Source organism: Gaoshiqia hydrogeniformans (assembly GCF_049347105.1).
Lineage (GTDB): Bacteria > Bacteroidota > Bacteroidia > Bacteroidales > Prolixibacteraceae > Gaoshiqia > Gaoshiqia hydrogeniformans.
Window position 1 is genome coordinate 1,176,691 of the sequence record NZ_CP186334.1, and the last position, 23,868, is coordinate 1,200,558.

The following is a 23,868-nucleotide window of genomic DNA, read 5'->3' on the forward strand; positions in this document are numbered from 1 at the left end:
GACTGTTTTGAAATCATTGTCAAAATTTGTTAAGCATCAATCTTATCATTGATAATTGGACAAAGGCTGCACTTGTTTCGGTCAACCTTTCATAGTCTTTCGAGGTCCGTCGTTGAAATGAAATCCAGGCAAATGTTCTTTCAACAATCCATCTTTTAGGCAGGATTTTGAATTTGTGGGCTTCATTTCTTTTGACAATTTCGAGGGCCCAACCAAATTTTATCCTGGCTGTCTCTATTAATTCCCCCCGATAACCGCCATCGGCAAATATTTTTACGATCCCTTTTATGTATTTATTTTTAAGGATTTTAAATACAAGTTCTGCGGCCTTGCTGTCATGTGGCGTTGCTGAATGGACTACAATGGCCAGTAGTAAGCCAAGGGTATCAACAACAATGTGCCTTTTTCTGCCCTTAATCTTTTTGCCGCCATCATACCCAATCTCGTCTTGACAAACATTGACTGTTTTAACGGATTGACTGTCAATTATGCCAACAGATGGAACAGGGTTTCTGCCTTTTTGCACCCTGACCTTTTCGACAAGATAATCATGCAATTCCTCCAAAAGCCCGTTTAACTTCCACTTTCTGAAGTAATAATAAACTGTCTGCCATGGCGCAAAGTCGTTGGGGAGCATCCGCCATTGGCAACCGGATTTGGTTATGTACAAAATTGCATTCACAATTGATCGTAAACTATGTTTTCTTTTTCGCTCTTGTTCAAACAAATCTTTTATAACTTGCCACTGGTTATCGGTTAAATCACTTGGGTAAATTTTCATCGTACACTAATTTGTCGTTATTTTAGTGCAAAGAAAATCTAACCTGATATAGTTAGCTGATAACCAATTTTTTAATTATAAACACCTTGGTGTTAATTGCGCTATAATATTTTTTAAATTTAAAATCAAAACAGTCTCTTATAATTTTAGAAACACATTAATCTGCTTGCATAAACTGTACCAATTATCAAAAATACTGGCAAGCGTTAACTAACTTTGTCAAAGTTAACAAATTTCACGAGAGAAATTCCCTATGAAAATACGGCTGATAGTCATCGGAAAAACGGATAAGAGCTTTTTGCAGGAAGGGATTGAGCTGTTTCATAAGCGAATACCACATTACCTCCCGTTTGAATACCAGGTAATTCCTGAGCTGAAAAACACCCGAAAACTCTCGGAAGATCAACAAAAAGAAAAAGAAGGCGAGCTGCTTTTAACCCGGCTGAACCCGGGTGATGAACTGATTTTGCTGGATGAACGGGGCGACGAGTTCAAATCGACAGATTTTGCACGGTTTTTGGAGAAACGAATGCTTGGAGGGACAAAAAATTTAGTTTTTGCCATTGGTGGCCCGTATGGATTCCCGGAAACGGTTTACCAGGCCGCCGCCGGAAAAATCAGTTTATCAAAGATGACCTTCTCCCATCAACTGGTTCGGTTAATCTTCAGCGAACAGCTTTACCGGGCATTAACCATCCTGAAGGGTGAACCATATCATCACGAATAAGGGCTAAAACAATCAGAAATACGATGGAGATCCTGAAAAAATACCTGTTGCTCATGATTTCGGCCGGTTTGTTTATCCTGGGGTTTATCGCCGAAAACCGGTTCATGAACCGGGACCAGGAAAAACTTGTTGCCCGCCGGTTCCAGGAAGTATTACACAAACAGCAGGAATTGCTCGACCGCAAGCTGGATGAAATAATTGAAAAAATGGAGTCGGATGAGTTTGACGGATATTTTCAGTCGAATTTCAATGACCTGCTGCCCCTTTTTCGGGAAAATGGCCTGGGCTTTCTGATTACCGACAACCAGAACCTGCTGTACTGGTCGAATAATCAGTTTTCCTTTGCCGGACGGTTTATGCGTCAGTTCCGCGAAGAGCAGATCCAGTTCCTTCCCAACGGAGTTTTCCTGAGCGCAACAAAAACTACGGGGCCTTATTCCGTCATCGGGCTCATTCACCTGAAAGATCATTATTCGATTCAGAACAAGTACATCGAAAATAAATTCAATGTCGTTTTCAATACGCCCGATTCTTACTTTATCCAGCTCAAACGAAGCACGAATGCGTATCCTATTTTTGATTTGAACGGCGATTATTTGTTATCGCTGGCGCCCTACGGCAACGTACAGTGCGAACCGTCGAAGCTATACCTGCCTGCTGGTATATTTTTGCTGGCTTTGCTGGTGCTGTTTTTCTTTTCCCGTCAACTGTTTAAACGGTTCAGCCACGAGCATTTTATCCTGCGGGTGTTTATTTTAGGCCTGTCGCTGTTTGGCTTTTACTGGTTTCATTTGCTGTTTCGCATCCCGGCGGTGTGCTATGCGTTTGAACTGTTCAGCCCGTCGTTGTATGCCTACTCGCTCTGGTTGCCATCCATCGGCGACCTGTTGCTGCTCGCTGTTCTCATTTTTTTCTGGAGCTACAATTTTTCCAAAGACTTTGTTTTTTCGAAGAAACGAAAAAACTACGAACTAATGATTGGATTTGGTTTCACCGCGCTTTTTTACGTCTTCATCAACTTCCTGATCAGAAACCTGATACTCAACAGCAGTTTTTCATTTCAACTAAACCGGATCGACAACATTAACCCTTACAGTTTGGTTGGTTACAGCATTATTGCCTTGCTGTTTTTCTCGGCTTTCATCATCAACATCAAACTGGTTGAGGCCAGCGGGATACACCTGAACCGGAAAAAGTTTCTTTGGGTAAGCGGCATCCTGACCTTGCTGTTCCTAATGCTCTCGGCCACGTTTAAATCGGCGGTTATTTATATCATTTGCCTGTTCCTGATCACCAGTTTCTCGGTATTTGTTTTTCAAAACACCCAGTTAAAGCGGGTTTCTTTATCGTTCCTGATCTATTTTGTATCGCTGTTTACCTTCTTTTCGCTGGTTATTATTCAAAGTCACAACAACGAGCGAAGACGACAGATCCAGCGTTTGCAAGCGATTACCCTGTACTCCGAGCATGACCCGGCTGCCGAAATATTCCTGACCGAGATGCAACAACAAATGAATGTTGATTCTACGGTTGTACCTTACTTACTATCATCTTCTTATGAAAACCTGGAAGACTATTTTGAACAGCACTATTTTAACGGGTATTTCAGAAAATACGACAGCCAGATAACCATTTGCGACGGCTCGGACAGTTTGCTGATCCAGCCGGAAAACCGGATGGTGCCCTGCTTCCCCTTCTTCGATAAAATGATTGAAGAGTTGGGAACCCCCATTCCCGGAACCAAATTCTATTACATGAATAACATGGACGGGCGTATTTCCTATTTCGGAAAAATCTTCTACCCGCTCTCGTCCGATTCATTGGGAATATCCGTTTTTATTGAATTACGGTCGAAGTTGCTGCCGGAGGGAATTGGATTTCCGGAACTTTTACTGGATAAATCGATGGAAAAACCGGATCGTTACCGTCAATTCTCCTATGCGAAATATTTTAACAACGAATTGGTTTACCTCAGCGGCGACTACCAGTACAATTACTACATCAGCAGCTACGATATCGCAAACAGCACCAGCGAGTTTAGCCTGCGAAAATGGGACGGGTACGAACACCTGACCTACAAACTGGGCAATAGCAATTACATTGTTGTCAGCGCCAAGGCTTTCGAATTTCTGGACTACCTGATCTCATTTCCCTATCTTTTTGTTTTTTACCTTGTTTTTGTTTTAGTGATTGTATTTATCGGGAATACCAAGTACCGGCAACAGGCCTTGGTCTACGATTTAAAATTCAGGATACAGGCGTCCATCATCTCGGTGGTTTTGTTTTCGCTGATGTTGGTCGCAGCAGGCACTATCTATTATAACCTGCACGAATACGCCAGCAGGTATCAGGATGACCTGAATGAAAAAATGAGTTCGATCGCCGAAGAAATTAACCTGCGGCTTAACACCGTTGATGATTTTTCGCCGGAAGTCCGCACCTGGCTTTGGCGCGAGTTGAATAACCTGTCGAACATTTTTCGCACCGACATTAATATCTTTGGTAACGACGGAGAGCTGATTGCCTCGTCGCGTCCGGAGATTTTCAACCGGGGTATTGTTTCAACCCGCATGGACGCCCTGGCATTTTACGAACTCACCGAAAATTATCAGATCAGCTACATCCAGCCCGAAAAAATCGGCAGGCTTTCCTTTTTATCGATCTACGAACCCATCATCAACAACAAAGGAGAATACCTGGGATTTATTAACCTGCCGTATTTTACCCGGGGCGACGAAATGAAACAGGAAGTAACGACCTTTATCGTAGCCTTTATCAACCTGTATGTATTACTTTTCTTTGCCAGCGTGATTGTTGCTGTGATTCTGGCCAACCAGATCACCCGGCCCCTGAGCCTGATCCGGGAAAAACTGAAAGGAATCCAGCTGGATAAAAAAAATGAGCAGATCAGCTACCACCGGGATGACGAGATTGGCGCCCTGATTAAAGAATATAACCGTAAAGTGGACGAACTGGCCGACAGCGCCGAACTGCTGGCCCGCTCGGAAAGGGAAATGGCCTGGCGGGAAATGGCCAAACAGATCGCCCATGAAATCAAGAACCCGCTTACGCCCATGAAACTCAACATTCAGTATTTACAGCGGGCAAAAGCCGAAAAAAGCGAACATTACGACGAATACTTCGACCGCGTTACCCGGATCCTTATTGAACAAATTGACACGCTGTCGGATATTGCCACCGAATTTTCAAACTTCGCGAAAATCCCGAAAGCGAAGAATGAAGTGTTCAACCTGGTTAAACGACTGATCCATGTAACGGAACTATTTGAATCGAACCAACAGGTGAACTTCCGCCTTGAACTGAACGGACACGAAGAAGTGTCAATTTATGCAGACCAGGAACAAATTTCGCGAGTCATGGTGAATCTCATAAAAAATGCTATGCAGTCAATTCCCCCTACGCGTAAAGGTGAAATTACCATCAGCCTGTCAACAGAAAAAGGGCAAGCCGTAATTGCCGTAAAAGACAATGGCGACGGTATTCCCGAAAAGATCAGGCAACAAATGTTTCAGCCAAACTTTACCACAAAAACAAGCGGCATGGGGCTTGGACTGGCAATTGTAAAAAAGATCATCGAAACCTTCCGCGGCCGCATCTGGTTTGAAACCGAAATTCATAATGGATCGACCTTCTATGTGGAGCTTCCGCTGCATACTGAACCATAGCCGCCTGCAAGCCGGATTGACCAAAACCTCAGTAGAAACTGTAACCCGACATCACCCGTGTCAGTTGTACCGGTTTATAATAATACCGTTGCTTGTACTTCTTGTACTTTCCCGATGCATCCGACTCGTTCAACACAAAATCCGAGAAATCCTTCAGTTGATGACCTAATCCCCGGGCCACAGTTATTTCATCCACTTTACGCTCCAGTTTTTTCCGGAAAGGCGGCAACAGATAGGCTGCGCCGGTCAGCAAAATTCCCGCGGCCGTTTTATTTTCAAAGTCAACCAAATGCCCCAGTTCATGCCCTATCAGCCCAATCTGTGCATTTAGCGGAACCTCTTCGGGCAACACTCCTTTCCCCTTTTTAACGGTTGTATTGACAAAAATCCGGTAGGTCCGGTTTTCTTTGCTTCTGAAAATAAAATCCCAACTCGGAACAGCCGCCATCGTGGTTTTTATGTTCTTCTTTTTAAACTGAATGGCCACACCGTTCAGATCCGGATAATAATTCAGCGCAATCAAACTCTGAATTTTATATTCGGGAATCAGGCGGTGGTTCTCGTGATGCGTCAGTTGCCTGCGATAAATATGAAGCGAATCGCGCACGAACTCCGTAACCGGCTCTTTTGCCTGTGCCGTAAACAGAAAAGAAATAAACCCCAAAAAGATACTCAAAAGCCGTTTCATGGTGCTAAAAATATAAAAATCAGGCTGGTTCCCAAAATCCCGCATACATATCCCAAGAAAACCGCTTTTAGAAAAAATATATCGGATATACGTTCAAAAGCGTAGATCAAAATAGGACTTTGTGCTGTTTCAGCCCGGCTTACCCGATTGTAGCTTTACATGACCAAAAATCAGACGAACATGATTCTTTACCCGATGCTGCTGCGTGATGTCCGTTTCGTGGAAGGGCTGAAAGCCTGCATGAACTGCGGGGTTTGCACTGCTATTTGCCCGGCTGCCGAGTTCTTTGATTACGACCCGCGGATGCTGGTTGTTGAAGTCCGGTCGCGTGACGACGAGCGGATCGAAAAGCTGCTTCGCAGCGAAACCATCTGGTATTGCGGACAGTGCATGTCGTGCAAAACCCGCTGCCCGCGTGGAAATTGCCCGGGTTTGGTGATTAACGCCCTGCGAAAACTATCACAGGAACTGGGTTTCTTCACCGAAAGCCGTCGCGGGCGTCAGCAATACGCCCTCAAAAAAGTGCTCATCAACAATATTCTTGAACGCGGATACTGCGTCCATCCCGACAGTTTAAAACCGGAACTTCACCCGGAGCAAGGGCCTGTTTGGGAGTGGTTCTTCGAGAACCGCAAAGAACTTTACAACCGCCTTGGCGCCAACCTCGATAAAGAGGGGGCCGGCACCCTGCGAAAAATTGCACCTGAAGTTTTAGCCGAACTAAAAGCCATTTTTGACGAATCGGGAGCTACCGCCTTTTTGGAAAAAATAGAAAACTATAGCCGCGAAAAAGCTGCAGAAATGGGCATACAAAACGAGGACATGGAAAGCTATTTCACGCATGTTTTCACAACAAACTAAACTGAAGATGAAACACCAGGCAAAGTCACGAATTTGGAGCGACTACCAGAAAACCATTCCCGACGACAAATTTTATTACCTGAGAAGCTGTATCAGGCAAAACTTTTTCCCCGGTTCAGAACGGGCCTTCCTGCAAATCATGCAAAACGATTTGGGGAAGGATGTGCTCGATGATCCCAAGCATACCACCTGCACAGGCATTGCTTATCATTCCGACCTGCTTCCGTTCGAAACCCTGCAGACCGTGGTTGCCCGCCAGTTCGCGCTTATGGCCGAAGCCGGTTATAAAAACCTGGCTGTTTCATGTGTCACCTCGTTTGGCATTTATTCCGAAGTGCTCGAAACCTGGAAAGAATTTCCCGAGGAAATGGAAAAGGCCCGCCACTACCTGCGAAAAGCCACCGGCCGCGAACTCAGCATCCCCGAAAATGTAGCGCATTGCAGCGACATTCTTTATCATTTTCGCGGCCCGATCGCCGGCAAGCAACAATACCGGCTAACCAACCGGGAAACCGGCGAGCCCTTGAAAATTGTTGAGCATATCGGCTGTCATTACGCTAAAATGTTCCCGGGAAAAGGGTTGGGCGGGGCCGAATTTTCGTGTGTGCTGAGCGGCCTGATTGAAGCCTGGGGCGGACAGGTGGTCGACTACCCGGAACGACGCCATTGCTGCGGTTTTGGATTTCGCCAGTATCTCATCATGGCCAACCGGGGGTACTCCGTTTCCAACTCAAAAAAGAAGTTCGAATCCATGCAGCCATACCATCCGGACGCCATCATTTGCAATTGCCCCGGCTGTGCCATGTTTATGGACAAGTGGCAATACACCATCGGCGAGATGGACGGAAAAATGTACGGAAACGAACAGCAAGGCATCCCGGTGCTGACTTACGAGGAACTGGCAGGCCTGGTATTGGGCTACGATCCGTGGGACCTGGGACTGCAAATGCACCAGATCGACTGTGAGCCGCTACTGCAAAAAATGGGAGTCAAATACAGTCCGGAACTGAAGTACAAAGGGAAAAACGGGAAGGATCTCGGGAAACCAGTTATTCCTGCCTGTTTAAGGCAACAACCGGTTCATTCATTTTAAACAGGAAAACATGGACAAACGAAAAGAAATCATCACCATTGGCGGTGGAGTTGCCGGAACTGAAGTTTCGGCCATGCTGGCGGAGCTGGGCTACAAAGTTACCTTGATTGAAAAAAACAGTCAAACCGGAGGAAAACTGAACAACTGGAGTCATTTGTTCCCAACCGGCAGACCTGCCGGTCAGGTGGCCGAATTCCTTAAAAACAAGATCCGATGCGAAACGTTTACGACCATTTACGGAACGGATATTTCACAGGTGGTTCAGGGAAATGGTTCTTTCCTGTTAAAAACTACCGACAAACAACAATTACCCGCCGATGCCGTGATTATCAGCACCGGTTTCGAAACATTTGATGCAAGCCGGAAAGAAGAATACGGCTATTCGATTTACGAGAATGTAATCACATCGGTTGATTTGGAACAACGGCTGAAAAACGGGCAAGCCATTACGACGGCCGCCGGATTGAGGCCCCGGCGCATCGCGTTTATTCACTGTGTCGGTTCGCGTGACGAAAAATGCGGAAATCATCACTGTTCTAAAGTGTGCTGTGTAACCGGGGTGAAACAGGCGATGGAACTCGCCAAACAACTGCCTCAAACAGAAATTTTCTGTTTTTACATGGATTTACGCATGTTTGGCTTATCCTGGGAATCGATGTACCGCGAAGCCCAGGAAAAGTACAACATCCAGTTTATTCGCGGGCGCCTGTCGGAAGCTTCGGATAATCCGGATGAAACCTTGCAAATAAAAGCAGAAGACACGCTTTCGGGGCGACCAATCAAAATGCAGGTTGAATTGCTAGTTTTGCTGGTTGGCATGGTTCCCGGAAAAGAAACCTCACGCATGGCCGGTCTGTTTGACTTGCAACGCGAGCCAAACGGGTTTCTGCAGACCGAAGATCCGCACCTTTTTAAAAACCGGTCGTCCCGGAAAGGTATCTTTTTGGCAGGCGCCTGCACCGGGCCAATGACCATTGATGAAACGCTGGAACATGCCCGTTCTGCCGCATTTGATGTTCACCATTATTTGCAAAACGAATGAATGCTTTCGGATTTAAACTGATAGAACCGCGCAGTATTGATTTTGACCAGTTCGACGGCCAGCTGCTGAATGAGGTACTCGAAAAAGAACCTTCATTTAAGATTTGCTTGTCGTGTGGCGGATGCACGGCTACCTGCAATGCCGGAACACTGATTGATTTCAATATCCGGAAAATGAACCTGATGCTACGCCGCGGCGAAATAACCGGTTTGTCCAAGGAAATTGACAAATGTATGCTTTGCGGAAAGTGCATGCTGGTTTGCCCTCGGGGCATTAACATCCGCAATGTCATCATGCTTCTAAAAAAAGGATTGGTCCAATTTAGAACTGAAAAATACTGATACATGGAAATACCACCGTTTACCTACCCGTTCACCATCGGATTACTGTTTATCATCAGTTTTCTGCTGGTCGTTTCTGTCATCTGGATTTTAAGCCTCTCAAAAATCGACAAAATCCGAATCATCAAAAAAGTGCCGGGCCGAAAGTCGCTGCAGGCCGTTGGCGAAACGTTCATGGAAGCGTTACTCCATCGGAAGATCTTCCGCAAAAACCCCGTTTTGGGATATATGCACGCCAGCCTGGCCTTTGGTTGGTTTTTGTTGATTGTCGCCGGACATGTCGAAGCCGCAGTGCATTACAAAACACTGTCGTTCCCCTTCTGGAAATCAATATTCTTCCGTTATGCCGAACCCCTTCCCCCGGCCGGCTTCGAAGGCAAAGCTTTTGCTGCCATCATGGATTTTCTGCTATTGCTGATTCTTTCCGGTGTGGCATTAGCTTATTACAAACGACTGAACAGTCGTGCCTTTGGCATGAAAAAAACAACTAAACTGAAAGTAGGAGACCGCATCGCCCTGACGGCGCTTTGGCTAATCTTCCCCCTCCGTCTCGCAGCCGAAAGCATCAGTGCCGGGTTACACGGAAACGGAAGCTTTTTAACGCAACCAACCGGTAATTTATTGGCTGCGGCTCTCCCGCTTCATTTTGTCGAACAACCGGCCTGGTGGGCATATTCCTGTGCACTCGGGGCATTCTTTCTGGCCATGCCAATGTCGCGCTACATGCACATCCCGGTAGAGGTTTTGCTGATTTTCCTGCGAAAATACGGTGTTCGTCTAAAGAAACAGGTGAACGGATATACCCGGGTACAAGTTTTTTCATGCTCACGCTGTGGCATTTGCCTGGATAGTTGCCAGATGAGCCAGGCCAACATCCGGAATACGCAATCGGTTTATGTGCTGAAACAAATCCGGGGACGGCGACTGAGTGACGAACAACTTTTCAATTGTCTGCTCTGCGGACGTTGCCAGAAAGATTGCCCCGTCGGGCTCGATTTGAATGATATCCGGATCACCCAACGGATTGAATCGACTGTCGAATACAATTCCACTTACGACTATCTGAAAAACGGCCCGAGTCCCAAAACAGACGTCATTTACTTTGCCGGTTGCATGACTCACCTGACACCGTCAATCAAAAAAAGCATGAAACAGTTGCTCAACCTGGCCCGGATCAATTACTGGTTTATGGACGAACAAAAGGCTCCCTGCTGCGGACGTCCCTTAATCCAGGCCGGACAATACGAGGCTGCTAAAAAGCTGATTGCCAACAATCGCGATAAAATACTGCAATCTGAAGCCCGAATACTGGTTGTTTCGTGTCCCATCTGTTACAAGGTATTTCGCGAAGACTACGACCTGCCTCATATCCGGGTGATGCATCATTCTGAATATCTGCTGGAACTGGTCAATCAGGGATTACTGCCTGCCCGCCGCTTATCCGAACGGGTTGTTTATCATGATCCATGCGAGTTGGGCCGGGGTAGCAGCATTTACGAACAACCAAGGGAACTGCTTGAGCAGTATGTTAACCTGGTAAAAATAAAACAGGAAAAAGCCGATTCACCCTGCTGCGGAGGAAGTTTGTCGAACATTAAAATAACGATGGATGAACGCAATCAGATCCGGGATCAGGTATTGGAAGAATACCAACAATACCAACCCGACACGATCGTTACAGCCTGCCCGCTTTGTAAAAAAACATTTACCAAAGGAACTGATGTCGTGGTGCGCGATTTAGCCGAAATCGTATGGGAAAGTGTTTCCCGCCAACCAAAACCCACACGAATAATGATCAAAAAATCAAAACCGGAAGAGATTTTAATTTAATATTGCTGAAAACAATCCTGCATACATTTACTTCACGACCCCAAGTCGTTCCAGTTTTTCCGAGGCAGCCATGCCATTCGGGTTACAGCCCGGTAAGCCTTCCGGAATCTCCAGACCGAGTTTCCGGTAATAATCAAGCCAGGTTGGAAAAAACGTATCTGTTTGCGGGTCGATGAAGGTCATTGGATTTAACAGAAAAACCGAATCCGGGGCAAAAGCCCGGAAAATAAATTCGGAACAATAATGCGCCGTATCAGACAGGATATAGCTAAAATTGTATGGTTTCCCAAGCATCGCCCTGGCCCGGGCCAAAGCGCCGGGAATAGCAAAACGCCATTCTGCTTTCAACCGGTAAGCCGCCGCGTTCACCGAATCATTTTCAGGATGCAGGAACTCCTGCAATAAAATCCGGCAAGTTCCTCCTTTTGGGTCGGCATGTAGTACAAAAATGCTGTCGCCTGCCTGCTCTACAATGCCGATATGCGAAAAATGGGTTTCGGCTTCGGTTTGGGTTACCCGGTCAATCGCTTCGGCCAAATTGCCTGATGCAGCACCCCGAAACAGTAAGTCTCCGGCTTGCAGTCGAATTTCCGTATTTTCCGGATGACAGGCCGACAAGCTAAACAATAAAATCAGTATCATATAAGCTACTATTCCATTCATCTTTCTTTTGCTATAAGAATCCGGAAACAACTCCCGGATAGTCCATTGATTTTTTTCTTTTCTCAGAAATCAATTTTCCCCCGCCTTGACTTCTTTTCTCCCAATTGTTTTTTTGATTGAATTCGCCGCTCAACCGAAGCCTTCGTTGGACGCGTAATTTTCCGTTGTTTTACCGGCTTAAATGCTTTCTGAAGTAATTGGTAAAATTTTTCGGCTACGATCTCCTTGTTTCGAAGTTGCGAACGATCCTCCTGGCTCACAATCAGCAAAATTCCGTCGGAAGTCAGCTTTGAAGTCAGCTTTTTTAGTAACAGTTCCTTTTGTTCATCAGTCAGCAAGGCCGAAGCGGGAATATCAAAACGCAACTCTACACGCGAATTCACTTTGTTCACGTTTTGCCCTCCCGGGCCGCTGCTCCGCGATGTTTGAAATACAAATTCAGCGCTAAGATCGGGTATATTTGGGTGCAGCCTTTCCATACGGACCAAAGTTAATAGAAAACGGGGTAATCCAAGTTTTTCAGAGAGAAATCAAATCCAACCGATCATACGGGGTGAAGGCGTTGGCGAAAGATTTTTACTTTCGTTGCATATCCGGGCAGCCCAAAATGCGGATCAATAAAAAACCCTGTGCTCTGGAGAACACAGGGTTTGGAAAGGATGGCGACGACCTACTCTCCCACATAAATGCAGTACCATCGGCGCTGGCGGGCTTAACTTCTCTGTTCGGAATGGGAAGAGGTGGAACCCCGCCGCTGTAATCACCTAAATCTTTTAGTGACCAGCTTTCTCCGGCAGTTGCCGGACCAAGCTTTTTACACAACACTTAAATATTATTCACGCTTTGTTGCCTGCAACTTGCAGCCTGCGGCTTGCATGGAGGCATGAAGCTTAATATTTTAAACATACCGGGAAAAATGTGAAGTAACCTTTGACCTTAAAAACCCAGGGAAAGTCTTCGGGTAATTAGTACTGCTCGGCTATGACGTTACCGCCTTTACACCTGCAGCCTATCAACGTTGTCGTCTCCAACGACCCTTAAAGGAAATCTCATCTTGAGGGAGGCTTCGCGCTTAGATGCTTTCAGCGCTTATCCCTTCCATACATAGCTACTCAGCAATGCAACTGGCGTCACAACTGATACACTAGAGGTATGTCCACCGCGGTCCTCTCGTACTGGCAGCAGGTCCTCTCAAATTTCCAACGCCCACAACAGATAGGGACCGAACTGTCTCACGACGTTCTGAACCCAGCTCGCGTGCCACTTTAATGGGCGAACAGCCCAACCCTTGGGACCTTCTCCAGCCCCAGGATGTGACGAGCCGACATCGAGGTGCCAAACCGCTCCGTCGATATGAGCTCTTGGGAGCGATCAGCCTGTTATCCCCGGAGTACCTTTTATCCTTTGAGCGATGGCCCTTCCATGCGGAACCACCGGATCACTATGCCCTAGTTTCCTACCTGATCGACTTGTCGGTCTCACAGTCAAGCGCCCTTATACCATTACACTCTCCTGACGGTTACCAATCGTCATGAGGGCACCTTTGGGAGCCTCCGTTACTCTTTTGGAGGCGACCACCCCAGTCAAACTACCCACCACACACTGTCCCCCCGTAAGGGGGTTAGGTCCCGAGTAAGCAAAGGGACGTATTTCAAGGATGGCTCCACGAATCCTGGCGAACCCGCTTCATTGCCTCCGTCCTATCCTACACATCACTTACCCAGAATCAATGTGAAGTTGCAGTAAAGGTTCACGGGGTCTTTCCGTCCCGTTGCGGGTAATCGGCATCTTCACCGATACTACAATTTCACCGAGCTCATGGCTGAGACAGTGCCCACATCGTTACACCATTCGTGCAGGTCGGAACTTACCCGACAAGGAATTTCGCTACCTTAGGACCGTTATAGTTACGGCCGCCGTTTACCGGGGCTTCATTTCAATGCTTCTCTTGCGATAACATCCCCACTTAACCTTCCGGCACCGGGCAGGTGTCAGGCCTTATACATCATCTTTCGATTTAGCAAAGCCATGTGTTTTTGATAAACAGTCGCATGGGCCTTTTTACTGCGGCCCGCCTTGCAGCGGGCGACCCTTCTCCCGAAGTTACGGGTCGATTTTGCCTAGTTCCTTAGCCATGGATCACTCGAGCGCCTCAGGATTCTCTCCTTGACTACCTGTGTCGGTTTGCGGTACGGGTCCTTTATACCTGTAGCTTAGAGGATTTTCTCGGAAGCCCTTACGGTCACTATCCGCTTGCCCGAAGGCTCACGGTACTGTCAGGTTTCAGCTCCAAGGGCGGATTTGCCTGCCCTTTTCATCACCTAAACCCTTTAACCAACTATTCCGTCAGTTGGCGGACCTGTCATCACTTCGTCTCCCCATCGCAGTATAAAGAAGTATCGGAATATTAACCGATTATCCATCGAATTCGCCTCTCGGCTGCTCCTTAGGCCCCGACTAACCCTGATCCGATTAACGTTGATCAGGAAACCTTAGTCTATCGGCGAGGGGGTTTCCCGCCCCCTTTGTCGTTACTTATGCCTACATTTGCTTTTCCAGACGCTCCAGCATAGCTCACGCTACACCTTCTACGCGGACTGGAATGCTCCCCTACCATAAATCCATAGCTTCGGTGGTATGTTTGATGCCCGATTATTATCCACGCCCGATCGCTCGACTAGTGAGCTGTTACGCACTCTTTAAATGAATGGCTGCTTCCAAGCCAACATCCTAGCTGTCTAAGCAATCAGACTTCGTTAAACCAACTTAACATACACTTGGGGACCTTAGCTGATGGTCTGGGTTCTTTCCCTCTCGGACACGGACCTTAGCACCCATGCCCTCACTGCCGTAAAGCATCTTATAGCATTCGGAGTTTGTCTGGATTTGATAGGCGGTGAAGCCCTCGCATCCAATCAGTAGCTCTACCTCTATAAGACTCATGTACGACGCTGCACCTAAATGCATTTCGGGGAGTACGAGCTATTTCCCAGTTTGATTGGCCTTTCACCCCTACCCACAGCTCATCCAAGAGCTTTTCAACGCTCCCTGGTTCGGTCCTCCAGTCCGTGTTACCGGACCTTCAACCTGGCCATGGGTAGATCACAAAGGTTTCGCGTCTAGCGCCACTGACTAAAGCGCCCTGTTCAGACTCGCTTTCGCTTCGGATCCGTGTCTGAAACACTTATCCTTGCCAGTGACGACTAACTCGTAGGCTCATTATGCAAAAGGCACGCTGTCATCCGGCAGAAGCCGGACTCCAACCGCTTGTAAGCGTACGGTTTCAGGTACTATTTCACTCCCCTGTTCGGGGTGCTTTTCACCTTTCCCTCACGGTACTTGTTCACTATCGGTCTCTCAGTAGTATTTAGCCTTACCGGATGGTCCCGGCAGATTCAGACAGGATTTCACGTGTCCCGCCCTACTCAGGATACCACTATCATATCAACACTTTACGTGTACAGGACTTTCACCTCCTTTGGTTATTCTTTCCAAAATATTCCACTTCCGTGTTAATACAAATATCGTGGTCCTACAACCCCAACTTTGCCGAAACAAAGCTGGTTTAGGCTCTTCCCCGTTCGCTCGCCACTACTTAGGGAATCACTTTTGTTTTCTTTTCCTCCAGGTACTTAGATGTTTCAGTTCCCTGGGTTAGCTTCCAATATAATTGGATTTCCGGTTACCCGGAAGGGTTATCCCATTCGGAAACCTGCGGATCAATTCGTATTTGCCAATCCCCGCAGTTTATCGCAGCTTATCACGTCCTTCTTCGCCTCTGAGAGCCAAGGCATCCCCCGTACGCCCTTATTAACTTTCTCCTTTATTTTTTAATCTTTAAGGTCGAATGTACTTCACATTCTTATTTTCCCAATATGTCAAAGAACTTTAAAGTCAGTCGTGAGCAGTGAGTAACAAGTACTGAGTACTTTACCCCCTCACAACCGCTTTACGCTGATACTGCCGGAATCGAACCGTCATTTTTGCCCCCAGGCTTACCATCTGTTCCAATATTTCTTTTGAACTTTGCTCTTTTTTTAGTGCAGCTCACTTTTTTCAACTTTTTATTCTCTTCCAACTCGTTACTCATAACTCATTACTCGCAACTCATTTTCGTGGAGAATAAGGGAGTCGAACCCTTGACCTCTAGAATGCAAATCTAGCGCTCTAGCCAACTGAGCTAATCCCCCGGGCAATTTGCGATTGATAATTGATTATTTATTATTTCCCTTATGTCTTATCCAATCCTGCAATCTGCATTCATCAATAATCAATTGTCATTCATAAATCTGTAGTCCCGCCCAGATTTGAACTGGGGACCTCTACATTATCAGTGTAGCGCTCTAACCAGCTGAGCTACGAGACTGTTTTCAAGCCTTTAGCCTTAGCCTTTCGCTTTTGACTTTACCCCATCGGACCGGTCAAACCTGGCAGCTGGCGGCTTGCAGCTAATAGCTCGTGCATATATCTTTTAAAAAGGTAGTGATAAAAAATAAACTCCAAATCAAGGATTTATCAAGCTCCAGAAAGGAGGTGTTCCAGCCACACCTTCCGGTACGGCTACCTTGTTACGACTTAACCCCAGTCATTGGTTTTACCCTAGGCCGCTCCTCGCGGTTACAGACTTCAGGTACCCCCAACTTCCATGGTTTGACGGGCGGTGTGTACAAGGCCCGGGAACGTATTCACCGCGCCATGGCTGATGCGCGATTACTAGCGAATCCAGCTTCACGAAGTCGGGTTGCAGACTTCGATCCGAACTGAGACCGGCTTTCGAGATTAGCATCTTCTCGCGAAGTAGCTGCCCTTTGTACCGGCCATTGTAACACGTGTGTAGCCCTGGACATAAGGGCCGTGCTGATTTGACGTCATCCCCACCTTCCTCTCACCTTACGGTGGCAGTCCCGCTAGAGTCCCCAGCTTAACCTGATGGTAACTAACGGTAAGGGTTGCGCTCGTTATGGGACTTAACCCGACACCTCACGGCACGAGCTGACGACAACCATGCAGCACCTTGAAGAGTGTCCGAAGAAAACCATCTTTCGACAGCTGTCACTCCCCATTTAAGCCCAGGTAAGGTTCCTCGCGTATCATCGAATTAAACCACATGTTCCTCCGCTTGTGCGGGCCCCCGTCAATTCCTTTGAGTTTCACCGTTGCCGGCGTACTCCCCAGGTGGCTCACTTATCGCTTTCGCTAAGCCGCTTGCTGTGTATCGCAAACAGCGAGTGAGCATCGTTTACGGCGTGGACTACCAGGGTATCTAATCCTGTTCGCTACCCACGCTTTCGTACCTCAGCGTCAGTGTCAGTTTAGTAAGCTGCCTTCGCAATCGGAGTTCTGTGTAATATCTAAGCATTTCACCGCTACACTACACATTCCGCCTACCTCAACTGGACTCAAGCCAATCAGTATCAATGGCACGCCTACCGTTAAGCGGCAGGTTTTCACCACTGACTTAATCAGCCACCTACGTACCCTTTAAACCCAATGAATCCGGATAACGCTTGCATCCTCCGTATTACCGCGGCTGCTGGCACGGAGTTAGCCGATGCTTATTCATACACTACCGTCAAATCCATACTCGTACGGACATTTCTTGGTGTACAAAAGAAGTTTACAACCCATAGGGCCGTCTTCCTTCACGCGGGATGGCTGGTTCAGGCTTGCGCCCATTGACCAATATTCCTCACTGCTGCCTCCCGTAGGAGTCTGGTCCGTGTCTCAGTACCAGTGTGGGGGATCATCCTCTCAGAACCCCTAGACATCGTAGTCTTGGTGAGCCGTTACCTCACCAACTAACTAATGTCACGCATGCCCATCTTTAACCGCCGGAGCTTTAATTTAAATCCCATGCGGAATCTAAATACTATGGGGTATTAATCCGGATTTCTCCGGGCTATCCCCCTGTTAAAGGCAGGTTGCATACGCGTTACTCACCCGTGCGCCACTCTCATCACCCGAAGGTGAATCCCGTTCGACTTGCATGTGTTAGGCCTCCCGCTAGCGTTCATCCTGAGCCAGGATCAAACTCTTCGTTGTAAAGAAATTTTTATGTGTCTTCCAGCTCTGTGATAAAACTCTTCTGTCCTTGCGTTTATTCCTTATCTGTCTACCTTCTCAATATTGTCAATGAACTTCTCTTTATTATCTGTTCCCTTCGTTTTTATCGAACCTGCTCTTAATCTTTTAAAATCAGTCCCGATTTTCAACAAAGTAATAAATACTCTTTTTTTGTTCCCCCTTCAAACATCCAACGTAAACCTCTCTTGCCTGCGGGGCGGCAAAGTTAACAAGATTTTCATTCTTGCCAAAACTTTTTCTGACTTTTTTCCAAAACTCATCTGCCGGTGGTCAGCTCTTATTCTTACGGAAAATTAATCCCTCCGGGTTTCAAAACCAACCTCTCAAATCTGTCAGTGAACTCTTCGTTTTAGCGGCTGCAAAGTAAAGACCTTTTTTTGTAATATCCAAATACCTTTTTAAAGTTTTTTTCATCACCAAAAACTCCCGAAACCCTTGCAGAACGCAGCTCTCAGCTCCCCCGGTATAACCCGTTTGTCTCTCAAAGCGGCTGCAAATATAGACAGCTTTTTCGGTTCTGCAACACATCTTGCAATAAATATTTTCATTTTCTAAATTCATCGCCAACGACAAACTTATAACCAGACACTTAGCATCCAATATTTTTTTTTCACCGGAATAACCTTAAACAGATCGAAGATCGTTTTGCCAACTCACAACTCCATTTTATTTATGACCAAAGACCGAATTTCAACCGGCAAAGGGAAAAGCCAAGATCAAACAGATATGCTTACGATCGCTTCATCCGTGTTTAACCTGATACGGATGTGCAAGCCAAAAAATAGGAGCAGACCAACAAGAAACAGGATTAATTCGCACTGGAGGAATGGTCGGCCGGGAAATCCGCTCAGAGAGAAGAAAGAATCATGATCTCACAGCGCTGCTGTGGTAATCGAGTAGGTAGGGGAATTACTTCCCCGCCCTCTCACACCACCGTGATTTGACTCTCCAATAGTGTTGCGCTCCGATTACGTCTTTACGCCCTGCACATTGGCGCATAGCGTTCAACTCCTGTTCTGTAAACAGATCGCGCCGGTATGATATGCCTTGCTGGTTCTTCATGAAAAAAATTTCGACCGACTGCTCCTTCTGGTGACTGATTCAGGCCTTCGTCCTTCCTGTAAAAACAAGCACGACTATGCCCTCTGCTGACTTCTCAACCCCAATAGCTGTTTGTCCCCAAACAGTTTGTCGCTGTGGCGAATAAAATTGAGACCTCTCGGGATAAGATCATAAACTTTCCTTGTCTACTGCCTGATTTACTGCATGGGGATACGGTTGAATTTTGGGTTTTCCCAATCCATTGCTCGGTTACCCACCCCAAATCAGCTTTATATCTGGTTTCTGTTCGTCAATACCCAACCAGACCTCTTTGAATACGGTTACATCATTCACAGATGCCGGGGTAAACAGTATTTGCTCAGGATAGGGAGTTTTCCAATTCGCCTGAAGCCTAACAGGTAGAGTTTAAGACCATCGTAATACATTCCTTTGGTTGAACAGAAACCTTTATCGGTTATCTCAGAGGCAACCTTTCCTGACCGTTTGTCCGAACAGTTTATAATGGGCATTGAGTCCGATAAACTCTGGTCAAGACAACAATCTTCCGGCAGGTGATCACACACAAGTATCTCAACAAGCCTGGCAAAAGCCCCTCCAAGCCAATTGAGCCTGTTATTAAAGGCCTGGTAGTACCAACCTGGAAACCACGGTTTAGAATCTCTTTTACTTTCGGCGCCCCTCAGGGTGCATGGCATACAAATATATCGTCATAATCTTCTGGTCGCTAAATGCTGGTTTACTATTGCCCGTGAACCTTTCACAATAAAATTGAAGTCCATCTTCAAATTTTTCGCATATAAAACAGTGAATTACTACTAATTTGCCGTCTTTATCCTTGGAAATCATATCGCATAATCAATTCGAAACTGATGCTAAAATGCTGATTTTAAAAAATTCAAACAAAAAAAACAACGCATTGATTTATAACTATTTAAAGAATTTTTCCTATTGATTTATCAACCCTTGATTTCCTGACTTCTGACGCTGTACTGCTTTTACGGCAGCAAGTTTTTTTAAACATCAGGATACGAAGTGTTTAGCATTTCAAAAAATGTAATTTTACCGCACTAACGCCAAATTTTTGCGGTATGTATTCGGTGCGAAAAGTCAAAACCAAGTCAGGTTCCATTGCAGTACAGGTTGTGCGTTAGGTTGGGCACAGGTCAATCGTACTAAAACACATTGGCAGTGCAAAGGACGAAACAGAATTAGGGGTATTGCAACTACAGGCACTTGAATGGATTGAAGCAGAATCGGCTCAACTATCATTGTTTCCGGCTCCAAAACAGAAGCTATTGGTTGTTGACCATGGCGAATGTATTGGGGTAACCCATCTCTTCGCGTTCCGGTTTTTTATGAGTTGTTTTGATGAGTGTGGTTTATCACATCTGCCACGTTTGCTGCTTGACCTGGCCATCATGAGGCTTATCGAACCTGCTTCAAAACTCCGTTCCATAGAGCTTTTACATCACTATTTTGGCATCAAATATTCTCAACGAATCTATCGTAATATCCCCAAACTAGCGGTTTATCAGTCGGATATTGAACAATGTGCCTACAAGGTGGCAAAACTGAAGTTTAACGAGCCCTTTTATTTTGTCCTGTACGATGTTACCACCCTTTATTTCGAGTCGTTTAAGACCGATGAATTCAAAACCCAGGGGTTTTCGAAGGACAATAAATCACAACAACCTCAAATAATCATCGGGTTGCTGGTCACACAGTCCGGTTTCCCATTGTCGTACAAGGTGTTTGCTGGAAATACATTCGAAGGAAAGACCATGCTGCCTGTGGTTGAAACATTTATTGAGGCCCACCCACAGGTAAAACCGATTATTGTGGCAGATGCCGCAATGCTTGATGAAGAAAGGCTGGCCGAACTCCGGCGACAGAATCTCTCGTACATTGTTGGTGCTCGGCTTCCAAATGCATCACTTCGATTGGTAAAACAGATTCATGAGGCCCTAAGCGGCAAAAACAAAGCGATAGCCCGTTTCCCATCAAAGCACGGCCATCTGCTATGCGATTTCTCAACTAAAAGGCATAAAAAGGGATTAAACGATCTGAACAAACTCATCAAAAAGGCAGAGGAAATGGTAGCCCTACAGGATGTGAAGGTGAAAGCTAAGTTTGTCAGGAAGATTACCAAGGAGAAAATCGAACTCAATACCGAACTGATTGAGAAAAGACGGCTTTTGCTTAGCATAAAAGGGTATTGTACTGATTTGCCCGAACAACAGCTGTCAAACAGAATGGTTATTGAGCGTTATCATCAGCTTTGGCACGTCGAACAATCGTTCAGGATGAGCAAATTTGATTTACTTACCATCAAAAACACGATGCCATAAAGTCCCATGTCTTGATTTGTTTTGTTGCCCTTATTGCTGAAAAGTACCTGGAATTAACTGCCAGGTTATCATTGCGGGAGATTCGCTTCCTGGTCTGGAATATCACCGAGACCCACATTCAGGATAACCGGACCAAAGAAATTTTTACGTTCAGGTCTCCAACAAAGGATATCATCGAAAGCCAATTGGCACCCCTCATCTCAAAATGGAATTTGTTACCGCACTAAATGTCAGAAGTCAGGACAACAGCAGGCTGCCCGGCATCACTTCAATATTCATCTCCGAGGGCTTCCGCCGGAAAAAGCTCACCGGGTCGCAGTCAATACTCCGTTCCTTCCAGATGATCGGGGTCACTTCCCGTCCGGCATGACCGTCGAGATAAAAACAGCGGGCAATCCCTTTTTCAATGAAGTACAGATGCTCTGCTGTATGACCGGCGTTTAACAACAAATACCGGTGCCGGTGTTCCGTTACGGTCAGGCGCTTGTCAACCGCCGCCGTAAGCCGGTCAGCATAATGCTTTTCAAGCAAGGCGCTCAGGCTGAAGACAACATCATCTGGAAAAACACATCATAGCTAGGAGTTTAAATAATCTTTCTATTGCTCTTGTCCCACCTGACCGTTCGTTTTTCGACATACGAGTGGTGCGCCATGATGCAGGCGATCCCTTCCTGATAGGCCATGTCGATATTGGCCCCTGGTGTTCCTCCGTTGCGGATGCAGTGCAGCCATTCGCGCAGGTGAAGGTGGGTCACGTCAACCGGTCGGCCATTGATAGTGGTGGTGGTGAGCCCTCGCGAAGCATAGTATTTTTCAGAGGCAGAGGTCACTGCGTCGATTTGCCCTGCACCCGGGTTGTAAGTCAGTAGGGGCAAACTGGTGTCGATAAGCCCCGATTCGATCCCCTTTCTGTAACGGGTCGAGTTCTGGTCGGCTTTAACGATGATGTTGCCCCCCAGTTCCATCGAGGCATCGTGGCCCATAAACAGCCTCCCCCTTGTCCGGCTTGATTGGAGGTTGCCGCTGTATAACAGAGTTAATTCCCGTTCGGGGTATTCAAATACGCAGTGCAGCGAATCGGGCATATCACGTCCGTCTTTCCAGTAATAATGACCGCCTGAAGCAACCACTGTTTCCGGGATGCCTATCTGCAATAACTGATTCACGGCATCGAACTCGTGGGTGAATAATTGACCGATCATGCCGTGGTCGTAATCGAACCATTGAGTCCAGTTGTAAAAGCGTTCAATACTGAATGGTACGGTCGGGGTGCTGCCCAGCCACTGTTGCCAGTCGATAGTAGTCTGGTCGCCCGGCTTGGGGGTGCCTTTGACATCAAGGTGCCTGATCCAGGCTCCTTCCGCGGTGTTCCGGTTGGAGGTGGTTTCAACCAGGGTGATTTTTCCGAGGATGTCTTTTTTTATAATTTCCCTGGCCTGTCGGAAAACAATGCTTTGGGTGATCTGGTGTCCCAGCTGGTAAACGATGGGGCTGTTTTTTACCGTGTGGTACAGTTCGTTCAGCTCGTCTTCGTGCAGAGCCGGGCTTTTTTCGCAATAAACATGTTTCCCTGCTTTGGCCGCATCAATGGACATGCGGGCATGGTGATGGTCGGGCGTGGCGATGATCACCGCGTCAATATCCTTATCGGCCAGCATTTCATGGTAACTGAGGTAGCGTTTCACCGGCAGCTTGGGGGCTTGTCCTCCGCCGGGGCGAATCGTGTTTTCGGCTGTGGCCAGCCCTTTTTCGGCATGAAGGTCGAACACGTCGCAGATTCCAGTGACGGCTACTTCCAGGTATTCCTGCCCCAACCAGATGTCCAGGGTGTTGCGCTGTTGCCTGGTTTTCACTTCGTCGGGGTGCATAAACCCCAGGGCGTTGGCAAGCTGGACGGCGCGGGTGCCAAAACCGATGATGCCGATACGGACCAGGTCACCCCCGGGTTTTTGGGTACCATAACCGGGAAGGGATACCTCTATCGGTTCAATCCCCAATTCCTTGATTATCGAATTTCTTTTGGCCAGGGTATATTTTTTTTGGGCCAGCAGCCCGGCGCCAAATAAGCCCAGAATTGGCGCTCCAGCCATCGCTTTGAGCAAAGTACGACGGGGCATGTTTTGTGTGTGTTTCAATTTGTCAGTCATTTTCTCCTCCTTTTTTTTTGAAGCGGGATATCAATGCGTCTATCCCAAAAACTTTGCTGGTCGGGAAAAGAGCCAGCACCATCAGGGCAATGGCCTCAATCAAGGTCTTGTCGACTATCAGGTTGTTGCCGTCGCGGGGGATCGAATATTCCAAACCCACCAGCGGCGGGCAGTTCAGGTAATAAACCAGTAACAGGACGGCCCCTGAAACGGCTGCAAGCCGGAAGAACATCCCCATGATTAACCCCAGTCCAATGGCGATCAGTCCCCAGGTATTGAGAAAATCCACTGCATTTAAAATTGCCGGATCGGAAACAACCCACCGGGCAAAACCCGATAAAAGCCATTGCGATTCTTGCAGGAAACCAGCCGACGACCAGGCCGGATTCAACAGCTTGGCAACCCCTTCGTACAAAAGATGCCAGCCTGTCGCAAACCGCAACAATAAAATGAACACGAGCTGAAAGCGGGTGTAATTATTGTGATTGTTCATTGTTTGTTATTTTGTAGTTATT

At 46.8% G+C, this 23,868-nt stretch carries 18 protein-coding genes, 2 tRNA genes and 3 rRNA genes; 9 read left to right on the plus strand and 14 right to left on the minus strand.

All coding sequences use genetic code 11. The features are described 5' to 3' along the window. Positions 1-19: 19 nt before the first annotated feature. The gene (locus ACOIT5_RS04885) at positions 20-781 is read right to left on the minus strand and encodes an IS5 family transposase (protein ID WP_423128629.1); all 762 of its coding nucleotides are present in this window, start codon (positions 779-781) and stop codon (positions 20-22) included. Positions 782-1,034: 253 nt separating this feature from the next. Here ACOIT5_RS04885 and rlmH point away from each other — a divergent pair, with 253 nt between their 5' ends. Next, positions 1,035-1,508, plus strand: a complete 474-nt coding sequence (gene rlmH / locus ACOIT5_RS04890) for a 23S rRNA (pseudouridine(1915)-N(3))-methyltransferase RlmH (RefSeq protein WP_423129347.1) — start codon at positions 1,035-1,037, stop codon at positions 1,506-1,508. A gap of 23 nt (positions 1,509-1,531) precedes the next feature. Further along, positions 1,532-5,194, plus strand: coding sequence for a sensor histidine kinase (locus ACOIT5_RS04895; protein WP_423129348.1), 3,663 nt, complete (start codon positions 1,532-1,534; stop codon positions 5,192-5,194). Positions 5,195-5,222: 28 nt separating this feature from the next. Here ACOIT5_RS04895 and ACOIT5_RS04900 read toward each other — a convergent pair whose 3' ends face one another. Continuing rightward, positions 5,223-5,882: a hypothetical protein gene (locus ACOIT5_RS04900; protein WP_423129350.1), complete on the minus strand. Its 660-nt coding sequence runs from the start codon at positions 5,880-5,882 to the stop codon at positions 5,223-5,225. A gap of 180 nt (positions 5,883-6,062) precedes the next feature. On the opposite strand from ACOIT5_RS04900, the gene ACOIT5_RS04905 reads away from it, so the two are divergent. Genes ACOIT5_RS04905 through ACOIT5_RS04925 form a run of 5 tightly spaced genes read left to right on the plus strand, consistent with a single transcriptional unit; the run spans position 6,063 to position 11,049 of the window. Further along, positions 6,063-6,743 (plus strand): 4Fe-4S dicluster domain-containing protein, encoded by a 681-nt coding sequence (locus ACOIT5_RS04905; RefSeq protein ID WP_423129351.1) that lies wholly within the window; start codon positions 6,063-6,065, stop codon positions 6,741-6,743. 7 nt (positions 6,744-6,750) lie between these two features. Then, on the plus strand, positions 6,751-7,836 hold the full coding sequence (locus ACOIT5_RS04910; RefSeq protein WP_423129352.1) for a heterodisulfide reductase-related iron-sulfur binding cluster: 1,086 nt from the start codon (positions 6,751-6,753) through the stop codon (positions 7,834-7,836). Between the two features lie 10 nt (positions 7,837-7,846). After that, positions 7,847-8,878, plus strand: coding sequence for an FAD-dependent oxidoreductase (locus ACOIT5_RS04915; RefSeq protein WP_423129353.1), 1,032 nt, complete (start codon positions 7,847-7,849; stop codon positions 8,876-8,878). Continuing rightward, on the plus strand, positions 8,875-9,219 hold the full coding sequence (locus ACOIT5_RS04920) for a 4Fe-4S dicluster domain-containing protein (RefSeq protein ID WP_423129354.1): 345 nt from the start codon (positions 8,875-8,877) through the stop codon (positions 9,217-9,219). The genes ACOIT5_RS04915 and ACOIT5_RS04920 overlap by 4 nt, the downstream gene beginning before the upstream one ends. A 3-nt stretch (positions 9,220-9,222) precedes the next feature. Further along, positions 9,223-11,049 (plus strand): (Fe-S)-binding protein, encoded by a 1,827-nt coding sequence (locus tag ACOIT5_RS04925; RefSeq protein WP_423129355.1) that lies wholly within the window; start codon positions 9,223-9,225, stop codon positions 11,047-11,049. A gap of 27 nt (positions 11,050-11,076) precedes the next feature. Here ACOIT5_RS04925 and ACOIT5_RS04930 read toward each other — a convergent pair whose 3' ends face one another. The 9 genes from ACOIT5_RS04930 to ACOIT5_RS04970 form a co-directional block, all read right to left on the minus strand. Then, entirely contained in the window at positions 11,077-11,712 is a 636-nt protein-coding gene (locus ACOIT5_RS04930) for a YiiX/YebB-like N1pC/P60 family cysteine hydrolase (RefSeq protein ID WP_423129356.1), read from the minus strand. Positions 11,713-11,774: 62 nt separating this feature from the next. Continuing rightward, positions 11,775-12,191, minus strand: coding sequence for an alternative ribosome rescue aminoacyl-tRNA hydrolase ArfB (arfB, locus tag ACOIT5_RS04935; protein ID WP_423129357.1), 417 nt, complete (start codon positions 12,189-12,191; stop codon positions 11,775-11,777). Between the two features lie 178 nt (positions 12,192-12,369). Continuing rightward, positions 12,370-12,480: ribosomal RNA gene (rrf, locus tag ACOIT5_RS04940) — 5S ribosomal RNA — on the minus strand. Positions 12,481-12,657: 177 nt separating this feature from the next. Next, a 23S ribosomal RNA gene (locus ACOIT5_RS04945) occupies positions 12,658-15,533 on the minus strand. 295 nt (positions 15,534-15,828) lie between these two features. Further along, a tRNA-Ala gene (locus ACOIT5_RS04950) sits at positions 15,829-15,902 on the minus strand. 102 nt (positions 15,903-16,004) lie between these two features. Continuing rightward, a tRNA-Ile gene (locus ACOIT5_RS04955) sits at positions 16,005-16,078 on the minus strand. 160 nt (positions 16,079-16,238) lie between these two features. After that, positions 16,239-17,754: ribosomal RNA gene (locus ACOIT5_RS04960) — 16S ribosomal RNA — on the minus strand. Together the 16S, 23S and 5S rRNA genes with 2 tRNA genes alongside form the textbook arrangement of a ribosomal RNA operon. 351 nt (positions 17,755-18,105) lie before the next feature. Then, complete coding sequence (locus ACOIT5_RS04965) at positions 18,106-18,357, minus strand: hypothetical protein (protein ID WP_423129358.1); 252 nt, start codon at positions 18,355-18,357, stop codon at positions 18,106-18,108. Positions 18,358-18,705: 348 nt separating this feature from the next. Next, positions 18,706-18,858, minus strand: coding sequence for a hypothetical protein (locus ACOIT5_RS04970; RefSeq protein ID WP_423129359.1), 153 nt, complete (start codon positions 18,856-18,858; stop codon positions 18,706-18,708). 1,166 nt (positions 18,859-20,024) lie between these two features. Between ACOIT5_RS04970 and ACOIT5_RS04975 the strand changes: the two genes are divergently transcribed. Together ACOIT5_RS04975 and ACOIT5_RS04980 are read left to right on the plus strand one after the other, a co-directional pair. Further along, the gene (locus ACOIT5_RS04975) at positions 20,025-21,206 is read left to right on the plus strand and encodes an IS1634 family transposase (RefSeq protein WP_423130607.1); all 1,182 of its coding nucleotides are present in this window, start codon (positions 20,025-20,027) and stop codon (positions 21,204-21,206) included. Between the two features lie 11 nt (positions 21,207-21,217). After that, a complete protein-coding gene (locus ACOIT5_RS04980; protein WP_423129360.1) occupies positions 21,218-21,433 on the plus strand; it encodes a hypothetical protein in 216 nt (71 codons plus the stop codon). Positions 21,434-21,443: 10 nt separating this feature from the next. Here the strand turns inward: ACOIT5_RS04980 and ACOIT5_RS04985 are convergent, their stop codons facing one another. The 3 genes from ACOIT5_RS04985 to ACOIT5_RS04995 are packed head-to-tail and all read right to left on the minus strand — an operon-like array spanning position 21,444 to position 23,846. Further along, positions 21,444-21,737, minus strand: a complete 294-nt coding sequence (locus tag ACOIT5_RS04985; RefSeq protein WP_423129361.1) for a hypothetical protein — start codon at positions 21,735-21,737, stop codon at positions 21,444-21,446. 53 nt (positions 21,738-21,790) lie between these two features. Then, positions 21,791-23,353, minus strand: coding sequence for a Gfo/Idh/MocA family protein (locus ACOIT5_RS04990; protein WP_423129363.1), 1,563 nt, complete (start codon positions 23,351-23,353; stop codon positions 21,791-21,793). Then, positions 23,346-23,846, minus strand: coding sequence for a DoxX family membrane protein (locus ACOIT5_RS04995; RefSeq protein WP_423129364.1), 501 nt, complete (start codon positions 23,844-23,846; stop codon positions 23,346-23,348). The genes ACOIT5_RS04990 and ACOIT5_RS04995 overlap by 8 nt, the downstream gene beginning before the upstream one ends. Positions 23,847-23,868 lie beyond the last annotated feature (22 nt).